This window comes from Cupriavidus sp. 21MJTG02-4 (assembly GCF_057798975.1).
This window is the reverse complement of record NZ_JBYOJP010000006.1, coordinates 170,021-187,104: the sequence shown is the minus strand read 5'-3', so window position 1 is coordinate 187,104 and position 17,084 is coordinate 170,021. Positions and strand designations below refer to the sequence as shown.

Sequence of the window (17,084 nt, the reverse complement as noted above, 5' to 3'; positions counted from 1 at the left end):
CTATTCCAGCCGGAATCCCGTCTGCTTGATGGCCAGTGCCCATTTCTTCTGCTCGGCGGCAATGAAGGTCCCGAACTGGTCGGGCGAACCCGGGGCAGCTGGCTCATACCCCTTGCTCGCCAGCTGCTGGCGCACGCCGGGCGCATTGAGCGCCTTCTCGATCTCCTTGCCCAGCAGGGCCACGATGTCCTTCGGCGTGCCGGCCGGGGCGACCAGCCCGTACCATTCGCTTGCCTCGATGCCGGGGTAGCCGGCCTCGGCCATGGTCGGGATCTCCGGGAACAACGGCAGGCGCTGCTTGCTCGCCACCGCAATGCCCTTGAGCTGGCCGCCCTTCACGAACGGCATCACCGCCGGCACGCCGTGGAACATCATGTGGATATGGCCGCCCACCATGTCGGTGAGCGCCTGCGGGCCGCCCTTGTACGGCGCGTGGACGATATCGACGCGAGCCATGTCCTTGAAGAGTTCGCTGACCACGTTCTGCTGCGTGCCCGGGCCGACCGATGCGTAGCTGAGCTTGCCCGGCTCCGCCTTCGCACGGGCGACGAGATCCTTGACCGAGCCCGCAACGGATGGACTGACCACGAGCATGTAAGGCGAACTCGCCATCAGGCCGAGCGGCGCGAAGTCCTTGCCCAGGTCGAACGGCAGGTTCTTCTGCAGGCTCGCGTTGATGGCCATCGGCGCGCTCGCGACCAGCAGCGTGTAGCCGTCGGGCGTGGCCTTGGCTGCGGCACCCGCGCCGATATTTCCCGTCGCGCCGGGACGGTTGTCGACCACGAACTGCTGGCCCAGGCTTGCGCTCAGTTTCTCGGCCACGGTGCGGGTGACGGTATCGACGCCGCCGCCTGCCGGCCAGGGCACGATGATCTTGACCGGGCGGTTCGGGTAGCCGCCCTGCGCCAGCGCGCTGGCGGCACAGGTGGCAAGCGCAATGGCGCCAAGGGCACGGTGCAGTACGGATTTCATGGCTTGTCTCCTCGTTATCGTTGGATGGTCCCCACGCCGTCCTTGCAGCGCGGGGCCTCTCTAACCAGTCTGGTTCAGGCCGCCACAGTCGGCTTGATTTCTTCGTCGCGCACGTCGCTGCCGTCCCACTGCGCCTTCAGCCGTTCCCAGCGGGCACCGGCGGCCGCGAGGTTGCGTGCCTTGACGTGGCCATAGCCGCGAATGTCCATTGGCAGCCGTGCGATCTCTAGCGCCAGTTCAACGTTCTGCGCGGTGAGCTTCGGCAGCAGCGCCGCGATGCAGTCGCGGTACTCCGCGATCAGCGCGCGCTCTTCACGGCGCTCGGCGGTGTAGCCGAACGGGTCGAACGCAGTGCCGCGCAGGCCTTTGAGGCGGGCCAGCAACGTGAACGCCTTGCGCACCCAGGGACCATAGGCAGCCTTGAGCGGCTCGCCGTCCTTGTTCTTCTTCGCGAACAGCGGCGGCGCCAGGTGATGCACCAGGCGGAAGTCGCCTTCGAACATCGACTCGATCTGCTTGCGGAACGCGGCGTCGGTGTGCAGGCGCGCCACCTCGTACTCGTCCTTGTAGGCCATCAGCTTGAACAGCGAGCGCGCCACGGCTTCGGTGAGGCGGGTCCCGCCCGTGACGGTCTCGGCCTTCCTGACGCGGTCGACCAGGGACTCGTACTGCGCGGCGTACGCGCGGTTCTGGTAGACAGTGAGGAACTCGACGTGCCGGCCCAGCAGATCGTCCAGCGTCGGCTTGCGCACGAACTGGATCACCTGCGCGTTGGCAGCCTTCAGCGGCACGCGCGACATGTCATGCGCGCACATCCGGCCCCATTCGAATGCGGCCTTGTTGCTGTCGACCTGCACGCCGTTGAGTTCGATGGCACGCATGAGTGCATCGTGCGACAGCGGCACGCGGCCCTTCTGCCACGCGTAGCCCAGCATCATCAGGTTGGCGTAGATCGACTGGCCCATGACCTGCTTCGCGACCTGCTCGGCATCGAAGCTACCGACGTTGTCGCTGCCGGCGGCCTGCGCAATGCGGCCCACGGCTTCGGCGGTCTGCGGATCCCAGTCCGGATTGCGCACGAACGCGGCGGTCGGCGTGACATGGCTGTTGAGCACCACGTAGGTCCGCTGCGGCGACATCGCGGCGAGCGATGCCTTGCTGGCAGCCACTACCGTATCGCAGGCGATCACCAGGTCGGCCATCGCCATGTCGACGCGGCTGGCGTGCAGGGCATCGGGGCTCGCGGCGATCTGGATGTGGCTCCAGGTCGAGCCACCCATCTGCGCCATGCCGGTGGCGTCCTGCGTGATCACGCCCTTGCCTTCCAGGTGCGCGGCCATGCCCAGCACGCCGCCGATCGTCACGATGCCGGTTCCGCCGATGCCCGCCACGACGATGCGCCGGGGCGTGGCGGCATCGGGCAGCATGGGCATCGGGATGTCGGCCGGGACCGGCTGCTTCTTGCTGCCTGCCGACGGCTTCTTCAACTGGCCGCCTTCGACGGTCACGAAGCTCGGGCAGAAGCCCTTGGTGCAGGAGAAGTCCTTGTTGCAGGTGTCCTGGTTGATCTTGCGCTTGCGGCCGAACTCGGTCTCCACCGGCTGCACGGCCAGGCAGTTGCTTTCCACCGAGCAGTCGCCGCAACCTTCGCATACCAGTTCGTTGATGACGACACGCTTGGCCGGATCAGGCATGGTGCCGCGCTTGCGCTCGCGGCGCTTCTTGGTGGCGCAGGTCTGGTCGTAGATGATGGCGGTCACGCCGCTCGCTTCGCGCAGTTCGCGCTGCACGGCGTCGAGTTCATCGCGATGGCGCACCGTGACGCCCGCGGCCAGGTTGGCGACCCCCTTGTACTTTTCCGGCTCGTCCGTGACCACCACGATCTGGCGGACGCCTTCGGCGTGCAGCTCGCGCGACATCGCGGGGACATCGAGCTCGCCGCCGTCCACCGGCTGGCCACCGGTCATCGCCACGGCGCTGTTGAACAGGATCTTGTAGGTCAGGTTCACGCCGGCGTGGATCGACTGGCGTATCGCCAGCAGGCCGGAGTGGTTGTACGTGCCGTCGCCCAGGTTGGCGAACATGTGCTGGCGCTTGCTGAACGGCGACTGGCCCATCCAGTGGACGCCTTCGCCGCCCATCTGCGACCACGACGTGGTGGAGCGGTCCATCCAGACCACCATGCCATGGCAGCCGATGCCGGCCGTGGCGACGGAGCCTTCCGGAACCTTGGTGCTGGTGTTGTGCGGGCAGCCCGGGCAGAACCACGGCAAGCGGTCGGCGGCGCGCGAATCGCCCTGGGCGGTGGCGCGCTCCTTGGCCTCGATTTCCTGCAGGCGCACATCCATGCGCGCGGCCACGTCGGCGGGCACGCCCAATGCCTTGAGGCGCTGCGCGATGGCCTTGGCGACCAGTGCCGGCGACAGGTCGGCCTTGGCGCGCAGCAGCCAGTCCTCGGCCGGCTTGCGGTGGCTCCATTCGCCACCGGCGCCGTCGGTGTGGTGGTACTTGCCGAACACGGCCGGGCGTGCTTCGGCGGAATAGTGATAAAGCTCGTCCTTCAGTTGCTGTTCGATCAGCGGGCGCTTTTCTTCGACCACCAGCACTTCGCGCAGCCCGCGAGCAAAGTCGCGCACGCTGTCGGGCTCAAGCGGCCATACCACGCTGACCTTGTGGACCCGCACGCCCATCGCGCGGCAGGTCGCGTCATCGAGCCCCAGGTCGAGCAGGGCCTGGCGCGTGTCGCTATAGGCCTTGCCGCTGGCGATGATGCCAAGGCGGTCGTTCGGGCCTTCGACCACGTTGCGGTTCAGGCGGTTGGCGCGTACATAGGCGAGTGCCGCCGGCCACTTGAATTCCATCATGCGCGCTTCGGCCGCCAGAGGATCGTCGGGCCAGCGGATATGCAGGCCGCCCTCGGGCATGGCGAAGTCTTCCGGCAGGATGATGCGCGCGCGGTCCGAGTCGGTGATCACCGACGCGCCCGATTCCACCACTTCCTGCACGGTCTTCATGCCGGCCCACAGGCCACTGAAGCGGCTCATGGCGAACGCATGCACGCCCAGGTCGAGGATGTCCTGCACATTCGACGGGAAGAACACCGGCAGGCCGCAGGCGATCAGCGTGTGGTCGCTCTGATGCGCCAGCGTGCTGCTCTTGGACACGTGGTCGTCGCCGGCCAGCGCGATCACGCCGCCCAGGCGCGACGTGCCGGCCAGGTTGGCGTGCTTGAGCGCATCGCCGCTGCGGTCGACGCCGGGGCCCTTGCCGTACCAGATGCCGAACACGCCGTCGTACTTCTTGCTGTCCGCGTCGAAGTCGAGCTGCTGGGAACCCCACACGGCGGTCACGCCGAGTTCCTCGTTGACGCCGGGCTTGAACACCACGTGGTTGTCGGCCAGGTACTTCTTGGCCTGCCACATGGCCTGGTCATAGGTGCCGAGCGGCGATCCGCGGTAGCCGGAAATGAATGCCGCGGTGTTGTGGCCCGCCAGCGCATCGCGCCGGCGCTGCAGCAACGGCAGGCGCACCAGGGCCTGCACGCCGCTCATGAAGGCGCGGCCGGATTCGAGCGCGTATTTGTCGTCGATCGACACGGCCTCCATGGCCTTCCGGGCTTCGTCGGGGAGTATTGGGGCGTTCATGGGACGGATTCAGCCTGTGTGTTGGTGGGGTAGGGGCGGCCAGCGTCTGCCGGTAGCCCGGATATCGTTGATGTCGCGTTGATGTCGCCGAAGATCCGGCTACGCCGGGAACGGGATGGCTAAGGTCCGGCCAAGTTCGCCCAGCTCGCGGGCGATGGCTTCGGGCAGTGCAATGCCGCGCTCGCGGCCCTCGCGTTCGAGCTTGTCGCCGCGCTGGCCGGGGAGCCTGGCGTCGGTGCCGCCGGCTGCGAGATAGTTGCCGGTCCACTGCGCCATGTAGTCGGCAAACAGCTCCCGGCCGGAAAATGCCTCGGGCCGCACCAGCCACACAAAGCCGCCCTGGCGTCCGACCGCGCCGCCGCTGCCGACGCTGTTGCGCTCGGGGTCAAGCGAGTCCGCGGTAGCCGACAGCGCGCCGGCCAGGCACTCGACCATCATGGCGATGCCGATGCCCTTGTGGCCGCCGGTCGGCAACAGCGAGCCCTTCAGCGCGCGCTCTGCATCGGTGGTCGGTTCGCCGTCCGCATCGAGCGCCCAGCCCTCGGGAATGGCTTTGCCTTCCCGCGCGGCGAGCAGGATGTGGCCGCGCGCGGCAACGCTGCAGGCCACGTCGAACACGATCGGCGCGTGGCCCGGCAACGGGCAGCCGAAGGCGATGGGGTTGTGGCCGATGGCGGGACGGGCAAAGCCTTCCATGCCGAGCACGGGCGGCGTGCGCTGTCCGACGATGCAGAATGCACCGGCTTCGGCCGCGAGCAACGCGTGGATGCCCAGTGCGCCCAGGTGGCCGCACGACTGCACGGCAACCAGTACGCTGGCACTCGATTCCAGCGCTTCGAGGCCCAGTTGCACGGCGTGCGGCCCGGCGACCTGGCCCATGGCCCCATCGGCGTCCAGCACGATGCCGCCGGGGAACGTGCGGTGCGACATATTGGCGCGCGGGTTGAAGTCACCGGCGCGCAGGCGATCGACATAGGACGGCACGCGCGTCATGCCATGCGTCTTGTAGCCGCGCAGTTCGCTGCGCACGAGCGCGGTGGCGGCCTCGACGGCATGTTTGGGCGCCACGCCGCACGATTCGAATACGGCAGACGTCCAGCGCTCCAGGTTTAGGGCGGTCCAGCGTGTGGTCATGAAGATTTCTCCCGTACGATCATCAGCCGCTCGGTGAACGGGGCGGCATAGACCGACTGGTAATACAGCGGCTGGTCGCGCAGCGTGTAGCCGCGCATTTCCATGATGAAGGCAGGCGCTTCGGCGTCGAGCCCCAGCTCGCGTGCGGCGATGGCCGGCGGCGGGCCGAAGCGGATCCACTGGTCCACGCGCAGCGTCGGCAGCGACAGGCGCTGGCCGATCAGTTCGCGCAGGTTCTTCTCCAGCGCCTCGCGGTCCAGGCCGCCCAGTTGCGCGAAGTCTTCCTCGCGCAGCCAGAACTCGCTGTACAGGTCGAAGCGGCCGCCGACATTGATCACGCGCTCGATGCGCACGTAGCCGTCGCCTTCGAGGAAGTCCGCCCACGGGCCCTTGCGCTTGATGCGCTTGACCGAACGCGCATGGACGTAGGACGGCAGCTCGTTGCCGTCTTCATCGCGAAAGCGCAGGTAGCGGACATCGGCGGGCGCCACGCGCGTGCCGGACACGAAGGTGCCGCGTCCCTGCTCGCGCGTGATCAGTCCCGAGTGCGTCAAACGGATCAGCGCCTTCTGGATCGTGCCGACGCTCACGCCATGGATCGCGGCCAGCTCGCCTTCCGAAGGCAGGCGGTCGCCCTCGCGCAGGGCGCCGGATTCGATGGAGCGGATGATCGCGTCGGAGACGCTGTTGAGTTTGGTCATGGTTGCTCAGAGGCTCAGTGCGAATCGACTGATCGCGGTCTCCCGGATATCGAGCACCTCGCTGGTCAGCTGCGTGCCGGATGCGACGTCCATCGCATAGGCATAGAGCTGATCGCCGAGATCGGAGATTTTTTCTCCGTGCTGAAGGATCCCGCTGACGTCGAAATCTATGTTGTCGGCCATGGTCTGCAGCGTATTGACGTTGCCGCATACCTTGACGGTCGGTGCCACCATGCTGCCGATCGGGTTGCCCACTCCGGTGCCGAAGAACGTGAGCTGGCACCCGCCGGCGGCAAGCGCAGTCAGATTTTCCACTGCCGCGGCCGGGGCGTCCATGAAATGCAGGCCCTTCTTCTGCGGTGCCTCGCCATAGCGCAGGACGCCCACCAGCGGCGTGGTGCCCGCCTTGGCCAGGGCGCCGAGCGCTTTTTCCTCGACCGTGGTCAGGCCGCCGCGCTTGTTGTCGGGCGAAGGCTGGTCCTCGCGCATGTCGACGCCGCGCGAAATCGCCAGGTTTTCCATATTGCGCACGGCGGTGACAAAGGCCTCGCGCACGCGAGCGTCGGTGGCCCGGTCGGCAAACAGGTGATCGGCGCCGATGAACTCGGAGGTCTCGGAGATGATGACCGTGCCGCCTTCCGCGATCACGAGATCAGCCATGCGGCCGATCACCGGGTTGCAGCTCAGGCCCGAGGTGGTATCCGATCCGCCGCATTCGACGCCGAGCACCAGCGACGATACCGGGCACGGCACGCGCCGTGCGCGCGATGCCTGCAGGGACAGCCGCGTGGCCTTGCGCGTGCCTTCGGCAATGCAATCGACGGTGCCGTTGGGCTGCAAATGCACTTGTTCCACGGGTTTGCCGCTGGCCTTGATGCGTCGCGCGACTTCCTCGGTGGAAGACGGCTCCAGGCCCACCAGCAGCACCGACGCAATGTTGGGGTTGCGGCCCAGTCCCGCCAGCGATTCGAAGGCGAAATCCAGGTCGGCGCCGAACTGGCCGCGCACGAACAGCGTCGTGACCGGGATGCAGCCGCCCACGGTGCGCGCAATGGTGCGCGTCACGGGGTTGCAGTTGTCCATGACCGAGACGACGGCGACCCAGTTGCGCACGCCGACCGCGCCGTTTTCGCGCGGGTAACCGAGAAAGGTGGTTGCCATCTGTGTTAGCCCTTGTGCAGGTCGCCGCGCGCACGCGCCGACTCGATGTTGTGAACGTGCATGTGTTCGCCGGCACGGATCGCGTGGCTGGCGCGGCCGATGATCTGGCCGTACTTCAGGATGTCCTGGCCTGCCGTGGTCTCGGTGACGCACACCTTGTGGCCGAACGGAACGTCCTGCAGCAGGACCAGCTTCCCGGTTCGTTCGCCTTCCAGGGCGCAGGCGTCGCCGGCATGGCCGGCGTCCAGCAAGGTGGCCACGTTGTCGGCCGGGTTCAGTACGATGGCTCGGGGCATTGATCAACTCCTGTATAGGTGTTGAGATGCAATGTAGAGAATCGACATGGCATTAGTCAAGAAGAAACAAGGTCATCCCCGAGAAAACCACTACTCCTCAGTGTAAGTCCTATATAGAAGTTGTTGACATCGTCCATGCGCATGTCTATCGTCATAACAACGGCGCCGCCCGGATGCGGCACCCGCTCCCAACACAAGAGGACAGGCATGAAGGTGGCATCACACCTCGTGAAAATTGCGAAGCTCCAGGCGCTGCGTGAACGCCTGGATCCGCTCGAGGATTTCGAACTGTGGTTCTGGGCAGGCATGACCGCGGGCACGCATGCGGTCAATGCAGCACTGCACCACGCCGGCATCACGCTCGACGACGAGATGTTCGCGACGCAGCCCGGGGTCTATCTGGTGCCGCAGCCGGACGGCAACCTGAAGGCGGCCTTCCGCCCGTTGGGGGACGTGCTGCATGTCGGCCGTCCGAAGGTCGAAGCGCCAGTGCCCGCCGATATCGCGGCGATGATGGAAGACATGGAGCGGATCGAGCACTACCGCGATCCGTGCCTGCGGGAAGGCCTGGCGCCGACGCAGGCGATTGCACAGAGCTGCGACGCGGCGCTGCAACGATGCCTGGGCGTGCTGAACCGCCGCATGGAAGGAGCCGCGCATGGACATTGAAGCGCACATGGCGATTGCGCGCCGCATCGAGGCGTCGATGCAGAAGTGCCAGGCCACGGACTACGAGATGACGATCGAAGCCGCGATGCTGGCTGGCACGCACTGGCTGAATGTCCTGCTGCACAAGTGTGCCGCCACGCCGTCGACGCAGGACGTGTTCCACAGCTATCTGCTGACGGTGAATGAATTCCGGCGGCTTGCCGTGGCGGCGGAAAAGCCGCTCGCCGCGCTGGCCGCGATAGAAGACAGCCGCGCGCCGTTCGTGCGGGGCAATCATGCCGGCGGCGAGGCCGCGGCCGAACGCGCGCTGACGCTGCTTTCGCTGATCCGCGCCGCGGCGCTCGGCGCAACGTGAACGGTAACGTTTGAGCCGCAGACAGATTCAAAGACAACGACAGAGTCAGACAAGGAGCGAACAGTGAAGGCAGTCCGCGTAGTACCGGGCCCGGAGGGCGGCAAGGTCGAAGTGCAGGATATTCCCGTACCCGTCGTGGCGGCGGGACAGGTGCTGGTGAGGGTCCGCGCATCGGGCCTGAACCGCGGGGAAATCAACCAGGCGAAAGAGCTGCGCACCGGCAACACCATCACCACCGGCGTCGAGTTCGCGGGCGAGGTGGCCGAGGTTGGGGAAGGCGTGCATGGCTGGCGCAAGGGCGACCGGGTCATGGGGCACGGCAAAGGTTGCCAGGCCGAATTCGTGATTGCCGACCCGATGGCGCTGATCGCGGTGCCGGACGGCATGTCGTGGATCGACGCCGCGGCATTCCCCAATGTCTTCATCACCGCGCACGACGCGCTGGTGGTCAACGGGCAGCTCAAGGCCGGCGAGTCGGTGCTGATCAACGGCGCCTCGGGCGGCGTCGCGCTGGCCGCGATCCAGATTGCCGCGCTCATGGGCGCCAAGCCTGTGATCGCCACGTCGCGGTCGGCGGCCAAGCTGGACAAGATCAGCCAGTACGGGGTGGACGTCGGCATCGATGCTTCGAAGGACGACCAGGTCGAAGCCGTCATGGCGGCCACCGGCAACAAGGGCGTCGACGTCATCATCGACACGGTCGGCGGCCCGGTGTTCGAGGCCAATATGAAGAGCCTGGCGGTCAAGGGACGCTTCGTGAATATCGCGCGGCTCGGTTCGGCCACGGCGCAGATCGACCTGTCGCTGCTGTGGCTCAAGCGCCTGCAGCTGATCGGCGTGACCTTCCGTACCCGCACCGAGCAGGAGCGGCTGGAATGCATCCAGGCGTGCGCGCGCGACATGCTGCCGTTCCTGCGCGCCGGCCGCGTGCGGTTGCCGATCGACCGCACCTTTGCCATGACCGACATCGGCGCCGCCCACGAATACATGAAGCAGGACCAGCACGTCGGCAAGATCGTGCTGTTGGTCGACTGAGCCATCGACAAACGAGGAGACATGATGACTATCGAAATCAAGCCGCTGACCGGCTCCGTAGGCGCCGCGATCACCGGGGTGAACCTGAACGACCCGATCAACGACGCCACCTTCCAGGTCCTGCACCAGGCCTTCCTGGAGCACGGCATGCTGGTGTTCCGCGGCCAGTTCCTGCAGCCGGCGGCGCAGGTGGCGTTCGCGCGCCTGTGGGGCACGCCGGTGCAGGGCAACCCGCTGCTGAAGGGCCTGGCGGAGTTTCCGGAACTGTTCCAGGTCACCAAGATCCCGAAGGAAACCGCATCTACCGAAGCGTGGCATTCGGATTCGATCTACACCGCCGTGCCGCCGAAGATCTCCATCCTGTCGGCCGTCACCATCCCGGTGGGTGGCGACACCATGTGGTGCAACCAGTATCTGTCGTACGACCGGCTGTCGCCGACGCTGAAGCGCCTGATTGAAGGCCTGCGCGCCACGTTCAGCGGTGGCCGCCTCGCGAAGATGACCGGCTCCGACAAGGTGCCGACGGCGGTGCATCCGATCGTGCGCACGCATCCGGAAACCGGCCGCAAGGCGCTGTATGTCGGCCACCCGGATACCGCGCTGTGCATCGAAGGCATGACCGAGGCGGAAAGCCGCCCGCTGCTCGACTTCCTCTACGAGCACTCCACCACGCCGGACAACGTGTACCGCCACATGTGGCAGGAAGGCGATGTAGTGATGTGGGACAACCGCAACACCATGCACTACGCCGTGCATGACTACGGCAATGCCGAGCGCGTGCTCAACCGCGTGACGCTCGAAGGCGACGTGCCCCGCTAAGCGGCACCACCAAACCGGCACCGCCCCGGCCGCTGTTGGCCGGTGGCGTGGCCCGGCGCACTGCCCCACGCAGGACGGCGCGGACCACAGGAGTGAAGCATGCAGATAGGAATTCCGACTGAGACTCGGGCGGGGGAGGCGCGCGTCGCCGCCACGCCGGAGACGGTCAAGAAATACGTCGCACAGGGCCATCAGGTCGTGGTGCAGGCGGGCGCCGGCGTGCGGGCCAGCCAGCCGGACGCCGCCTATGAGGCTGCGGGCGCGCGCATCGGCAGCGCGGTCGAGGCGCTTGGCGCGCAACTGGTGCTGAAGGTGCGCGCACCCGAGATCACCGAGCTGGCCCACATGAAGCCGGGCGCGGTGCTGGTCGGCATGCTCAATCCGTTCGATGCCGAAAACAAGGCGCGCATGGCCGCCGCCGGCATTACCGCGTTCGCGCTCGAAGCCGCGCCGCGCACCACGCGCGCGCAGAGCATGGACGTGCTCTCCTCGCAGGCCAATATCGCCGGCTACAAGGCCGTGCTGGTGGCCGCGCACCACTATCAACGGTTCATGCCGATGCTGATGACCGCCGCGGGCACCGTCAAGGCGGCGCGCGTGCTGATCCTCGGCGCCGGCGTGGCCGGGCTGCAGGCCATCGCCACGGCCAAGCGCCTGGGCGCGGTGATCGAGGCCTCGGACGTGCGCCCGGCCGTGAAGGAACAGATCGAATCGCTCGGCGGCAAGTTCCTGGACGTGCCGTTCATCACCGACGAAGAACGCGAGATCGCGCAAGGCGTGGGCGGCTATGCCCGGCCGATGCCGCCGGACTGGATGCGTCGCCAGGCAGAACTGGTGCATGAGCGCGCGAAGCAGGCCGACATCATCATCACCACCGCGCTGATCCCGGGCCGCCAGGCACCGGTGCTGCTGCAGGAAACCACCGTGCAGCAGATGAAGCCCGGCTCGGTGGTGGTCGACCTTGCCGCCGCGCAAGGCGGCAATTGCCCGCTGACCGTGGCAGACGAAGTGGTCGAGCGCCATGGCGTGACCTTCGTCGGTCACACCAACCTCGCCAGCATGGTCGCGGCCGATGCCTCGGCGCTCTATGCGCGCAACGTGCTGGACTTCCTCAAGCTCGTCATCGACAAGGAAGGCCAGTTCACGCTCAACCCGGACGACGACATCGTCGCCGCTTGCCTGATGACACGGCGGGAAGAAGAGGCATTGGCCTGCTAAGGAGAGTTCGATGGAAATGGTGAACCACACGGTGATCAACCTGATCATCTTCGTGCTGGCGATCTACGTGGGCTACCACGTGGTGTGGACGGTAACGCCCGCCCTGCATACGCCGCTGATGGCGGTAACCAACGCCATTTCGGCCATCATCATCGTCGGCGCCATGCTGGCGGCCGGCCTGACCGAAGGCGGCGTGGGCCGCACGATGGGCACCTTGGCGGTGGCACTGGCCGCCGTCAATGTGTTCGGCGGCTTCCTGGTCACGCAACGCATGCTGGAAATGTTCCGCAAGAAGGCGCCCAAGGTGAAAGCCGAAGGCAACGCGAAGGCCCCGCATGCCGGCGGCGAACTGGTGGAGATGCCGCGATGAATGCCCTGTCCATGAATATGGTGACGCTGTTCTACCTGGGTGCGTCGGTCTGCTTCATCCAGGCCTTGAAGGGGCTCTCGCATCCGGCGTCGGCCCGCAAGGGCAATGCCTTTGGCATGATCGGCATGGCGGTGGCGGCGCTCACTACGGTGGCGCTGATCGCCAAGCTCAAGAGCGAATTCCTTGCTGCCGACGGTGGCACGGGCGCGGGTTCGGGCCTGGCGTTGATTCTCGCGGGGCTGGTGGTCGGCGGCGGTATCGGCGCCTACGTGGCGAAGAAGGTCGAGATGACCAAGATGCCCGAACTGGTGGCCGCCATGCACTCGCTGATCGGCATGGCGGCGGTGTGCATTGCCGTGGCAGCCGTCGCGGAACCTGCCGCATTTGGCATCGCAGCGGCGGGCTCGCATGAGATCCCGATGGGCAACCGTATCGAGCTGTTCATCGGCTGCTTTGTCGGCGCCATCACGTTCTCCGGTTCGGTGATCGCGTTCGGCAAGCTGGCCGGGCGCTACAAGTTCCGCCTGTTCCAGGGCGCGCCGGTGGTGTTCGCCGGCCAGCACATGCTGAACCTGGCACTGGCCGTCGCGATGGTCGGCTTCGGCATTGCGTTCTTCATGACGCAAGACTGGATGCCGTTCCTGGTGATGCTGGCCATTGCCTTCGTGCTCGGCGTGCTGATCATCATCCCGATCGGCGGCGCCGACATGCCGGTGGTGGTGTCGATGCTGAACTCGTACTCGGGCTGGGCGGCAGCGGGCATCGGCTTCTCGCTGAACAATCCGATGCTGATCATCGCCGGCTCGCTGGTGGGTTCGTCCGGTGCGATCCTCTCGTACATCATGTGCAAGGCGATGAACCGCTCGTTCTTCAACGTGATCCTCGGCGGCTTCGGCAGCGATGCCGCCGCAGCCGGTGCCGGTGGCGCGCAGGTGCAGCGCAATGTGAAGTCGGGTTCGGCCGATGACGCGTCGTTCCTGATGGGCAACGCCGAGACCGTGATCATCGTGCCGGGCTATGGCCTGGCCGTGGCGCGCGCGCAGCACGCGCTCAAGGAACTGACCGAGAAGCTGACCGAGAAGGGCGTGACCGTGAAGTACGCGATCCATCCGGTGGCGGGCCGCATGCCGGGCCATATGAACGTGCTGCTGGCCGAGGCCGAGGTGCCGTATGACCAGGTCTTCGAGATGGAAGACATCAACAGCGAGTTCGGCCAGGCCGACGTGGTGCTGGTGCTCGGCGCCAACGACGTGGTGAATCCCTCGGCCAAGACCGATCCGAAGTCCCCGATCGCAGGCATGCCGATCCTGGAGGCCTACAAGGCCAAGACCATCATCGTGAACAAGCGTTCGATGGCTGCCGGCTATGCCGGCCTGGACAACGAACTGTTCTACATGGACAAGACCATGATGGTGTTCGGCGACGCCAAGAAGGTGGTCGAGGACATGGTCAAGGCTGCATAAGCCGCGCTGCAAGCGATAACACAGTACACAGGAGACATGGCAATGAAGCAGCACGATGGGCGCGGCCTGGAACCGTTTGCCGACCTGGAGGGCAAGGTGGCGCTGGTCACCGGCGCTTTCGGCGGGCTTGGCCTGCATTTCGCGAAGACCCTGTCGCGCGCGGGCTGCAAGGTGGCGCTGGCCGGACGGCGCGTGGGCGAAGGCGAGGCGTTGCTGGCCGAACTGCGCAAGCACGGCGGCGAGGGCTGCGTGGTGGCGCTCGACGTCAGGGACCCCACCTGGGTCGACGCGGCGTTCGAGGGCGCCAGGCGCGAGCTCGGACCCGTGCAGATCGTCGTCAACAGCGCCGGCATCGCGACCACGGGTGCGGCCATGGAGGTCGACGAGGCGCAGTGGCAGAGCGTGATCGACACCAACCTGAACGGCGCCTGGCGCGTCGCCCAGCGCGCCGCGCGCATGATGCGCGATCACGAGACGGGCGGCAGCATCATCAACATCGCGTCGATCCTCGGCTTGCGCGTGGCCCAGCAGGTGCCGGCGTACACGGCAGCCAAGGCCGGCCTGATCCACCTCACGCGCTCGCTGGCGCTGGAGTGGGCGCGCCATGGCATCCGCGTCAATGCGCTGGCGCCGGGCTATTTCGAGACCGAGATCAACCGCAGCTTCTTCGAGACGGAAAGCGGACAGGCGCTGATCCGGCGCATTCCGCAGCGCCGGCTCGGGCAGCCGCGCCAGCTCGACGGCGCGCTGCTGCTGCTGGCCTCCGACGCCTCCGACTTCATGACCGGCACGGTGCTGCCCGTCGACGGCGGCCATTCCATCAATTCGCTCTAATTTCGCTTCGAGGCAAGCTCCCATGTTCACTCCCTGCCCCACCGAGCGCAGCCAGGCCATCGCCGAGCGCGTCGAGGCCTTCGTGCGCAAGGTCGTCGTGCCCTACGAGCGCGATCCGCGCAATGCCGGCCACGGTCCCACCGAGGACCTGGTCCGCGAACTGCGTGCCAAGGCGCGCGAAGCCGGCGTCATGACGCCGCACATCCTGCCCGATGGCGATCACCTGACGCAGCTGGAGACGGCTGCGGTGCTCAAGCGCTCCGCGCTGTCGCCGCTGGGTCCCGTGGCCGTCAATACGATGGCGCCGGACGAAGGCAATATGTACCTGCTCGGCAAGGTCGGCACGCCGGAGCAGAAGCGGCGGTTCCTCGACAAGCTCGTGAGCGGCGAGGCGCGCTCGGCCTTCTTCATGACCGAGCCCGCCGAGGATGGCGGCGCGGGTTCCGATCCGTCGATGCTGCAGACCATTGCCGTGCAGCAGGGCGACCACTGGGTCATCAATGGCCGCAAGATGTTCATCACCGGCGCGCAGGGCGCCTCGGTCGGCATCGTGATGGCGCGCACGGGTGGCGACGACAAGGTCCGCTCGACGATGTTCCTGGTGGACCTGCCGGATCCCGCCATCCGCGTCGAACGCGTGCTCGACACCATCGACAACTCGATGCCGGGCGGCCATGCGCTGATCGTCATCGACAACCTGCGCGTGCCGGCCAGCCAGGTGCTGGGCGAGGTCGATGAAGGCTTCCGCTATGCGCAGGTGCGGCTGTCCCCGGCGCGGCTGTCGCACTGCATGCGCTGGCATGGTTGCGCCACGCGCGCGCACGAGATCGCCACGGACTACGCGACGCGGCGCAAGGCCTTCGGCAAGCTTCTGATCGACCATGAGGGCGTGGGCTTCATGCTGGCCGAGAACCTGATCGACCTGCAGCAGGCGGCGCTGATGATCGACTGGTGCGCCGGCGTGCTCGATGGCGGCGTGCTCGGCACCACGGAGAGCTCGATGGCCAAGGTCGCGGTGTCCGAGGCCGTGTACCGCGTCGCGGACCGCTGCGTGCAGGTCATGGGTGGCATGGGCGTCTCGCGCGATTCGATCGTCGAGCAGGTGTTCCGCGAAGTGCGCGCCTTCCGCATCTACGACGGCCCGACCGAAGTCCACAAGTGGTCGCTGGCGAAGATGATCAAGCGCACGGCCCTGACCGGCGAGGCGCGCCATGGCTGAGGCAAACGATTTCGCCGGCACCGTGCCGGTCCGCGAGCAGCACCGTTTCGACCAGGCCTCCCTGGAGCGCTGGATGACGCAGCACGTCGAGGGCTATGCCGGGCCGCTGACGATCGACCAGTTCAAGGGCGGCCAATCCAACCCGACCTACCGCCTTCGCACGCCGGGCCACAGCTATGTGCTGCGGCGCAAGCCGCCCGGCGAACTGCTCAAGGGCGCCCATGCCGTCGAACGGGAGGCGCGCGTGATGGCGGCGCTGGGGCGGGCGGGTTTTCCGGTGCCGCGCATCCATGGACTCTGCACCGATGATGCCGTGATCGGCAGCTGGTTCTTCGTGATGGACATGGTCGAGGGACGCATCTTCTGGGATGCCGGCTTTGCCGATGTGCCACGTGTCGACCGTGCCGCGTACATGGATGCCATGAATGCGACGCTGGCCAGGCTGCATACGATCGACCCGCAGGCCATCGGGCTCGGCGACTACGGCAAGGCTGGCGGCTATGTGGCCCGACAGGTGGCGCGCTGGTCCGCGCAGTACCTGAACGACGAACTCGCTGGCCGGCATCCGGCGATGGATAAGCTGGTCGAATGGCTGCCTCGGCATCTGCCCGCTACCGACGATGTTGCCATCACCCATGGCGATTTCCGTGCCGACAACCTGATCTTCCACCCGACCGAGCCGCGCGTGCTGGCAGTGCTGGATTGGGAACTGTCGACCCTGGGCGACCCGCTTGCCGATTTTGCCTACCACGCGATGATGTTCCGCATGCCGCCCGATATCCTGGGCGGCATCGCGGGGCGTGATCTCGCTGCGGCGGGCTTGCCCGATGAGGCGGCCTACGTTGAGGCCTATTGCCGTCGCACGGGACGTGACGGCATTGCCGATCTCGACTTCTATATCGCCTTCAACATGTTCCGCTTCGCGGCGATCCTGCATGGCGTCAAGGGGCGCGCTGCACGCGGCACGGCGTCCAGTGCCGAGGCGCATGCCATGGGCGAGCGCTTTGCACGCGTGGCGGACCTGGCGTGGGCTCAGGCGCAACGCGTGGGCTGATCTCTGCCGGCGGTCAAGAAAAGCTTCTCGCCCAAAAAAAATCGCCGCTTGCGGCGGCGATGGGGAAGGGGTCTGTCAGTCAAGATGGGGGTCTCAACGACAAGAACATTATAGGTTATGTATTAAGACATTACATACAA

The 17,084-nt window shown here is 66.6% G+C and carries 16 protein-coding genes; 10 read left to right on the top strand and 6 right to left on the bottom strand.

What is annotated here, in order from left to right; translation table 11 throughout:
* The 6 genes from AC3FKH_RS14580 to AC3FKH_RS14555 all read right to left on the bottom strand — a co-directional run bounded on the left by AC3FKH_RS14580 (position 1) and on the right by AC3FKH_RS14555 (position 7,908).
* Entirely contained in the window at positions 1-972 is a 972-nt protein-coding gene (locus AC3FKH_RS14580) for a tripartite tricarboxylate transporter substrate binding protein (RefSeq protein WP_488676559.1), read from the bottom strand.
* A 74-nt stretch (positions 973-1,046) separates the two neighbouring features.
* Positions 1,047-4,616 (bottom strand): indolepyruvate ferredoxin oxidoreductase family protein, encoded by a 3,570-nt coding sequence (locus tag AC3FKH_RS14575; RefSeq protein ID WP_488676557.1) that lies wholly within the window; start codon positions 4,614-4,616, stop codon positions 1,047-1,049.
* Positions 4,617-4,715: 99 nt separating this feature from the next.
* A complete protein-coding gene (locus AC3FKH_RS14570; protein ID WP_488676555.1) occupies positions 4,716-5,750 on the bottom strand; it encodes an Ldh family oxidoreductase in 1,035 nt (344 codons plus the stop codon).
* Positions 5,747-6,451: a GntR family transcriptional regulator gene (locus tag AC3FKH_RS14565; RefSeq protein WP_488676553.1), complete on the bottom strand. Its 705-nt coding sequence runs from the start codon at positions 6,449-6,451 to the stop codon at positions 5,747-5,749. Before AC3FKH_RS14565 ends, AC3FKH_RS14570 begins: the two co-directional genes overlap by 4 nt.
* Positions 6,452-6,457: 6 nt before the next feature.
* Positions 6,458-7,612: a UxaA family hydrolase gene (locus AC3FKH_RS14560; RefSeq protein WP_488676551.1), complete on the bottom strand. Its 1,155-nt coding sequence runs from the start codon at positions 7,610-7,612 to the stop codon at positions 6,458-6,460.
* Between the two features lie 5 nt (positions 7,613-7,617).
* Positions 7,618-7,908 carry a UxaA family hydrolase gene (locus AC3FKH_RS14555; RefSeq protein WP_483712884.1) on the bottom strand — a complete coding sequence of 97 codons (291 nt, stop codon included), beginning with the start codon at positions 7,906-7,908 and terminating at the stop codon, positions 7,618-7,620.
* Between the two features lie 207 nt (positions 7,909-8,115).
* Between AC3FKH_RS14555 and AC3FKH_RS14550 the strand changes: the two genes are divergently transcribed.
* The 10 genes from AC3FKH_RS14550 (at position 8,116) to AC3FKH_RS14505 (ending at position 16,944) form a co-directional block, all read left to right on the top strand.
* Positions 8,116-8,577, top strand: a complete 462-nt coding sequence (locus AC3FKH_RS14550) for a hypothetical protein (protein WP_488676550.1) — start codon at positions 8,116-8,118, stop codon at positions 8,575-8,577.
* The gene (locus tag AC3FKH_RS14545) at positions 8,567-8,932 is read left to right on the top strand and encodes a hypothetical protein (RefSeq protein ID WP_488676548.1); all 366 of its coding nucleotides are present in this window, start codon (positions 8,567-8,569) and stop codon (positions 8,930-8,932) included. Before AC3FKH_RS14550 ends, AC3FKH_RS14545 begins: the two co-directional genes overlap by 11 nt.
* 63 nt (positions 8,933-8,995) lie before the next feature.
* Complete coding sequence (locus tag AC3FKH_RS14540; protein ID WP_488676546.1) at positions 8,996-9,967, top strand: zinc-binding dehydrogenase; 972 nt, start codon at positions 8,996-8,998, stop codon at positions 9,965-9,967.
* A 24-nt stretch (positions 9,968-9,991) separates the two neighbouring features.
* Positions 9,992-10,786 (top strand): TauD/TfdA dioxygenase family protein, encoded by a 795-nt coding sequence (locus AC3FKH_RS14535; protein ID WP_488676789.1) that lies wholly within the window; start codon positions 9,992-9,994, stop codon positions 10,784-10,786.
* A 99-nt stretch (positions 10,787-10,885) separates the two neighbouring features.
* Positions 10,886-12,004, top strand: coding sequence for a Re/Si-specific NAD(P)(+) transhydrogenase subunit alpha (locus tag AC3FKH_RS14530; protein ID WP_488676544.1), 1,119 nt, complete (start codon positions 10,886-10,888; stop codon positions 12,002-12,004).
* Positions 12,005-12,014: 10 nt separating this feature from the next.
* On the top strand, positions 12,015-12,374 hold the full coding sequence (locus AC3FKH_RS14525) for an NAD(P) transhydrogenase subunit alpha part 2 (protein ID WP_011295852.1): 360 nt from the start codon (positions 12,015-12,017) through the stop codon (positions 12,372-12,374).
* Positions 12,371-13,837 (top strand): NAD(P)(+) transhydrogenase (Re/Si-specific) subunit beta, encoded by a 1,467-nt coding sequence (locus tag AC3FKH_RS14520; RefSeq protein ID WP_488676541.1) that lies wholly within the window; start codon positions 12,371-12,373, stop codon positions 13,835-13,837. Before AC3FKH_RS14525 ends, AC3FKH_RS14520 begins: the two co-directional genes overlap by 4 nt.
* 42 nt (positions 13,838-13,879) lie before the next feature.
* Positions 13,880-14,671: an SDR family NAD(P)-dependent oxidoreductase gene (locus AC3FKH_RS14515; RefSeq protein ID WP_488676539.1), complete on the top strand. Its 792-nt coding sequence runs from the start codon at positions 13,880-13,882 to the stop codon at positions 14,669-14,671.
* 22 nt (positions 14,672-14,693) lie between these two features.
* Positions 14,694-15,890 (top strand): acyl-CoA dehydrogenase family protein, encoded by a 1,197-nt coding sequence (locus AC3FKH_RS14510; RefSeq protein WP_488676537.1) that lies wholly within the window; start codon positions 14,694-14,696, stop codon positions 15,888-15,890.
* Positions 15,883-16,944: a phosphotransferase gene (locus AC3FKH_RS14505; protein ID WP_488676535.1), complete on the top strand. Its 1,062-nt coding sequence runs from the start codon at positions 15,883-15,885 to the stop codon at positions 16,942-16,944. The genes AC3FKH_RS14510 and AC3FKH_RS14505 overlap by 8 nt, the downstream gene beginning before the upstream one ends.
* Positions 16,945-17,084 lie beyond the last annotated feature (140 nt).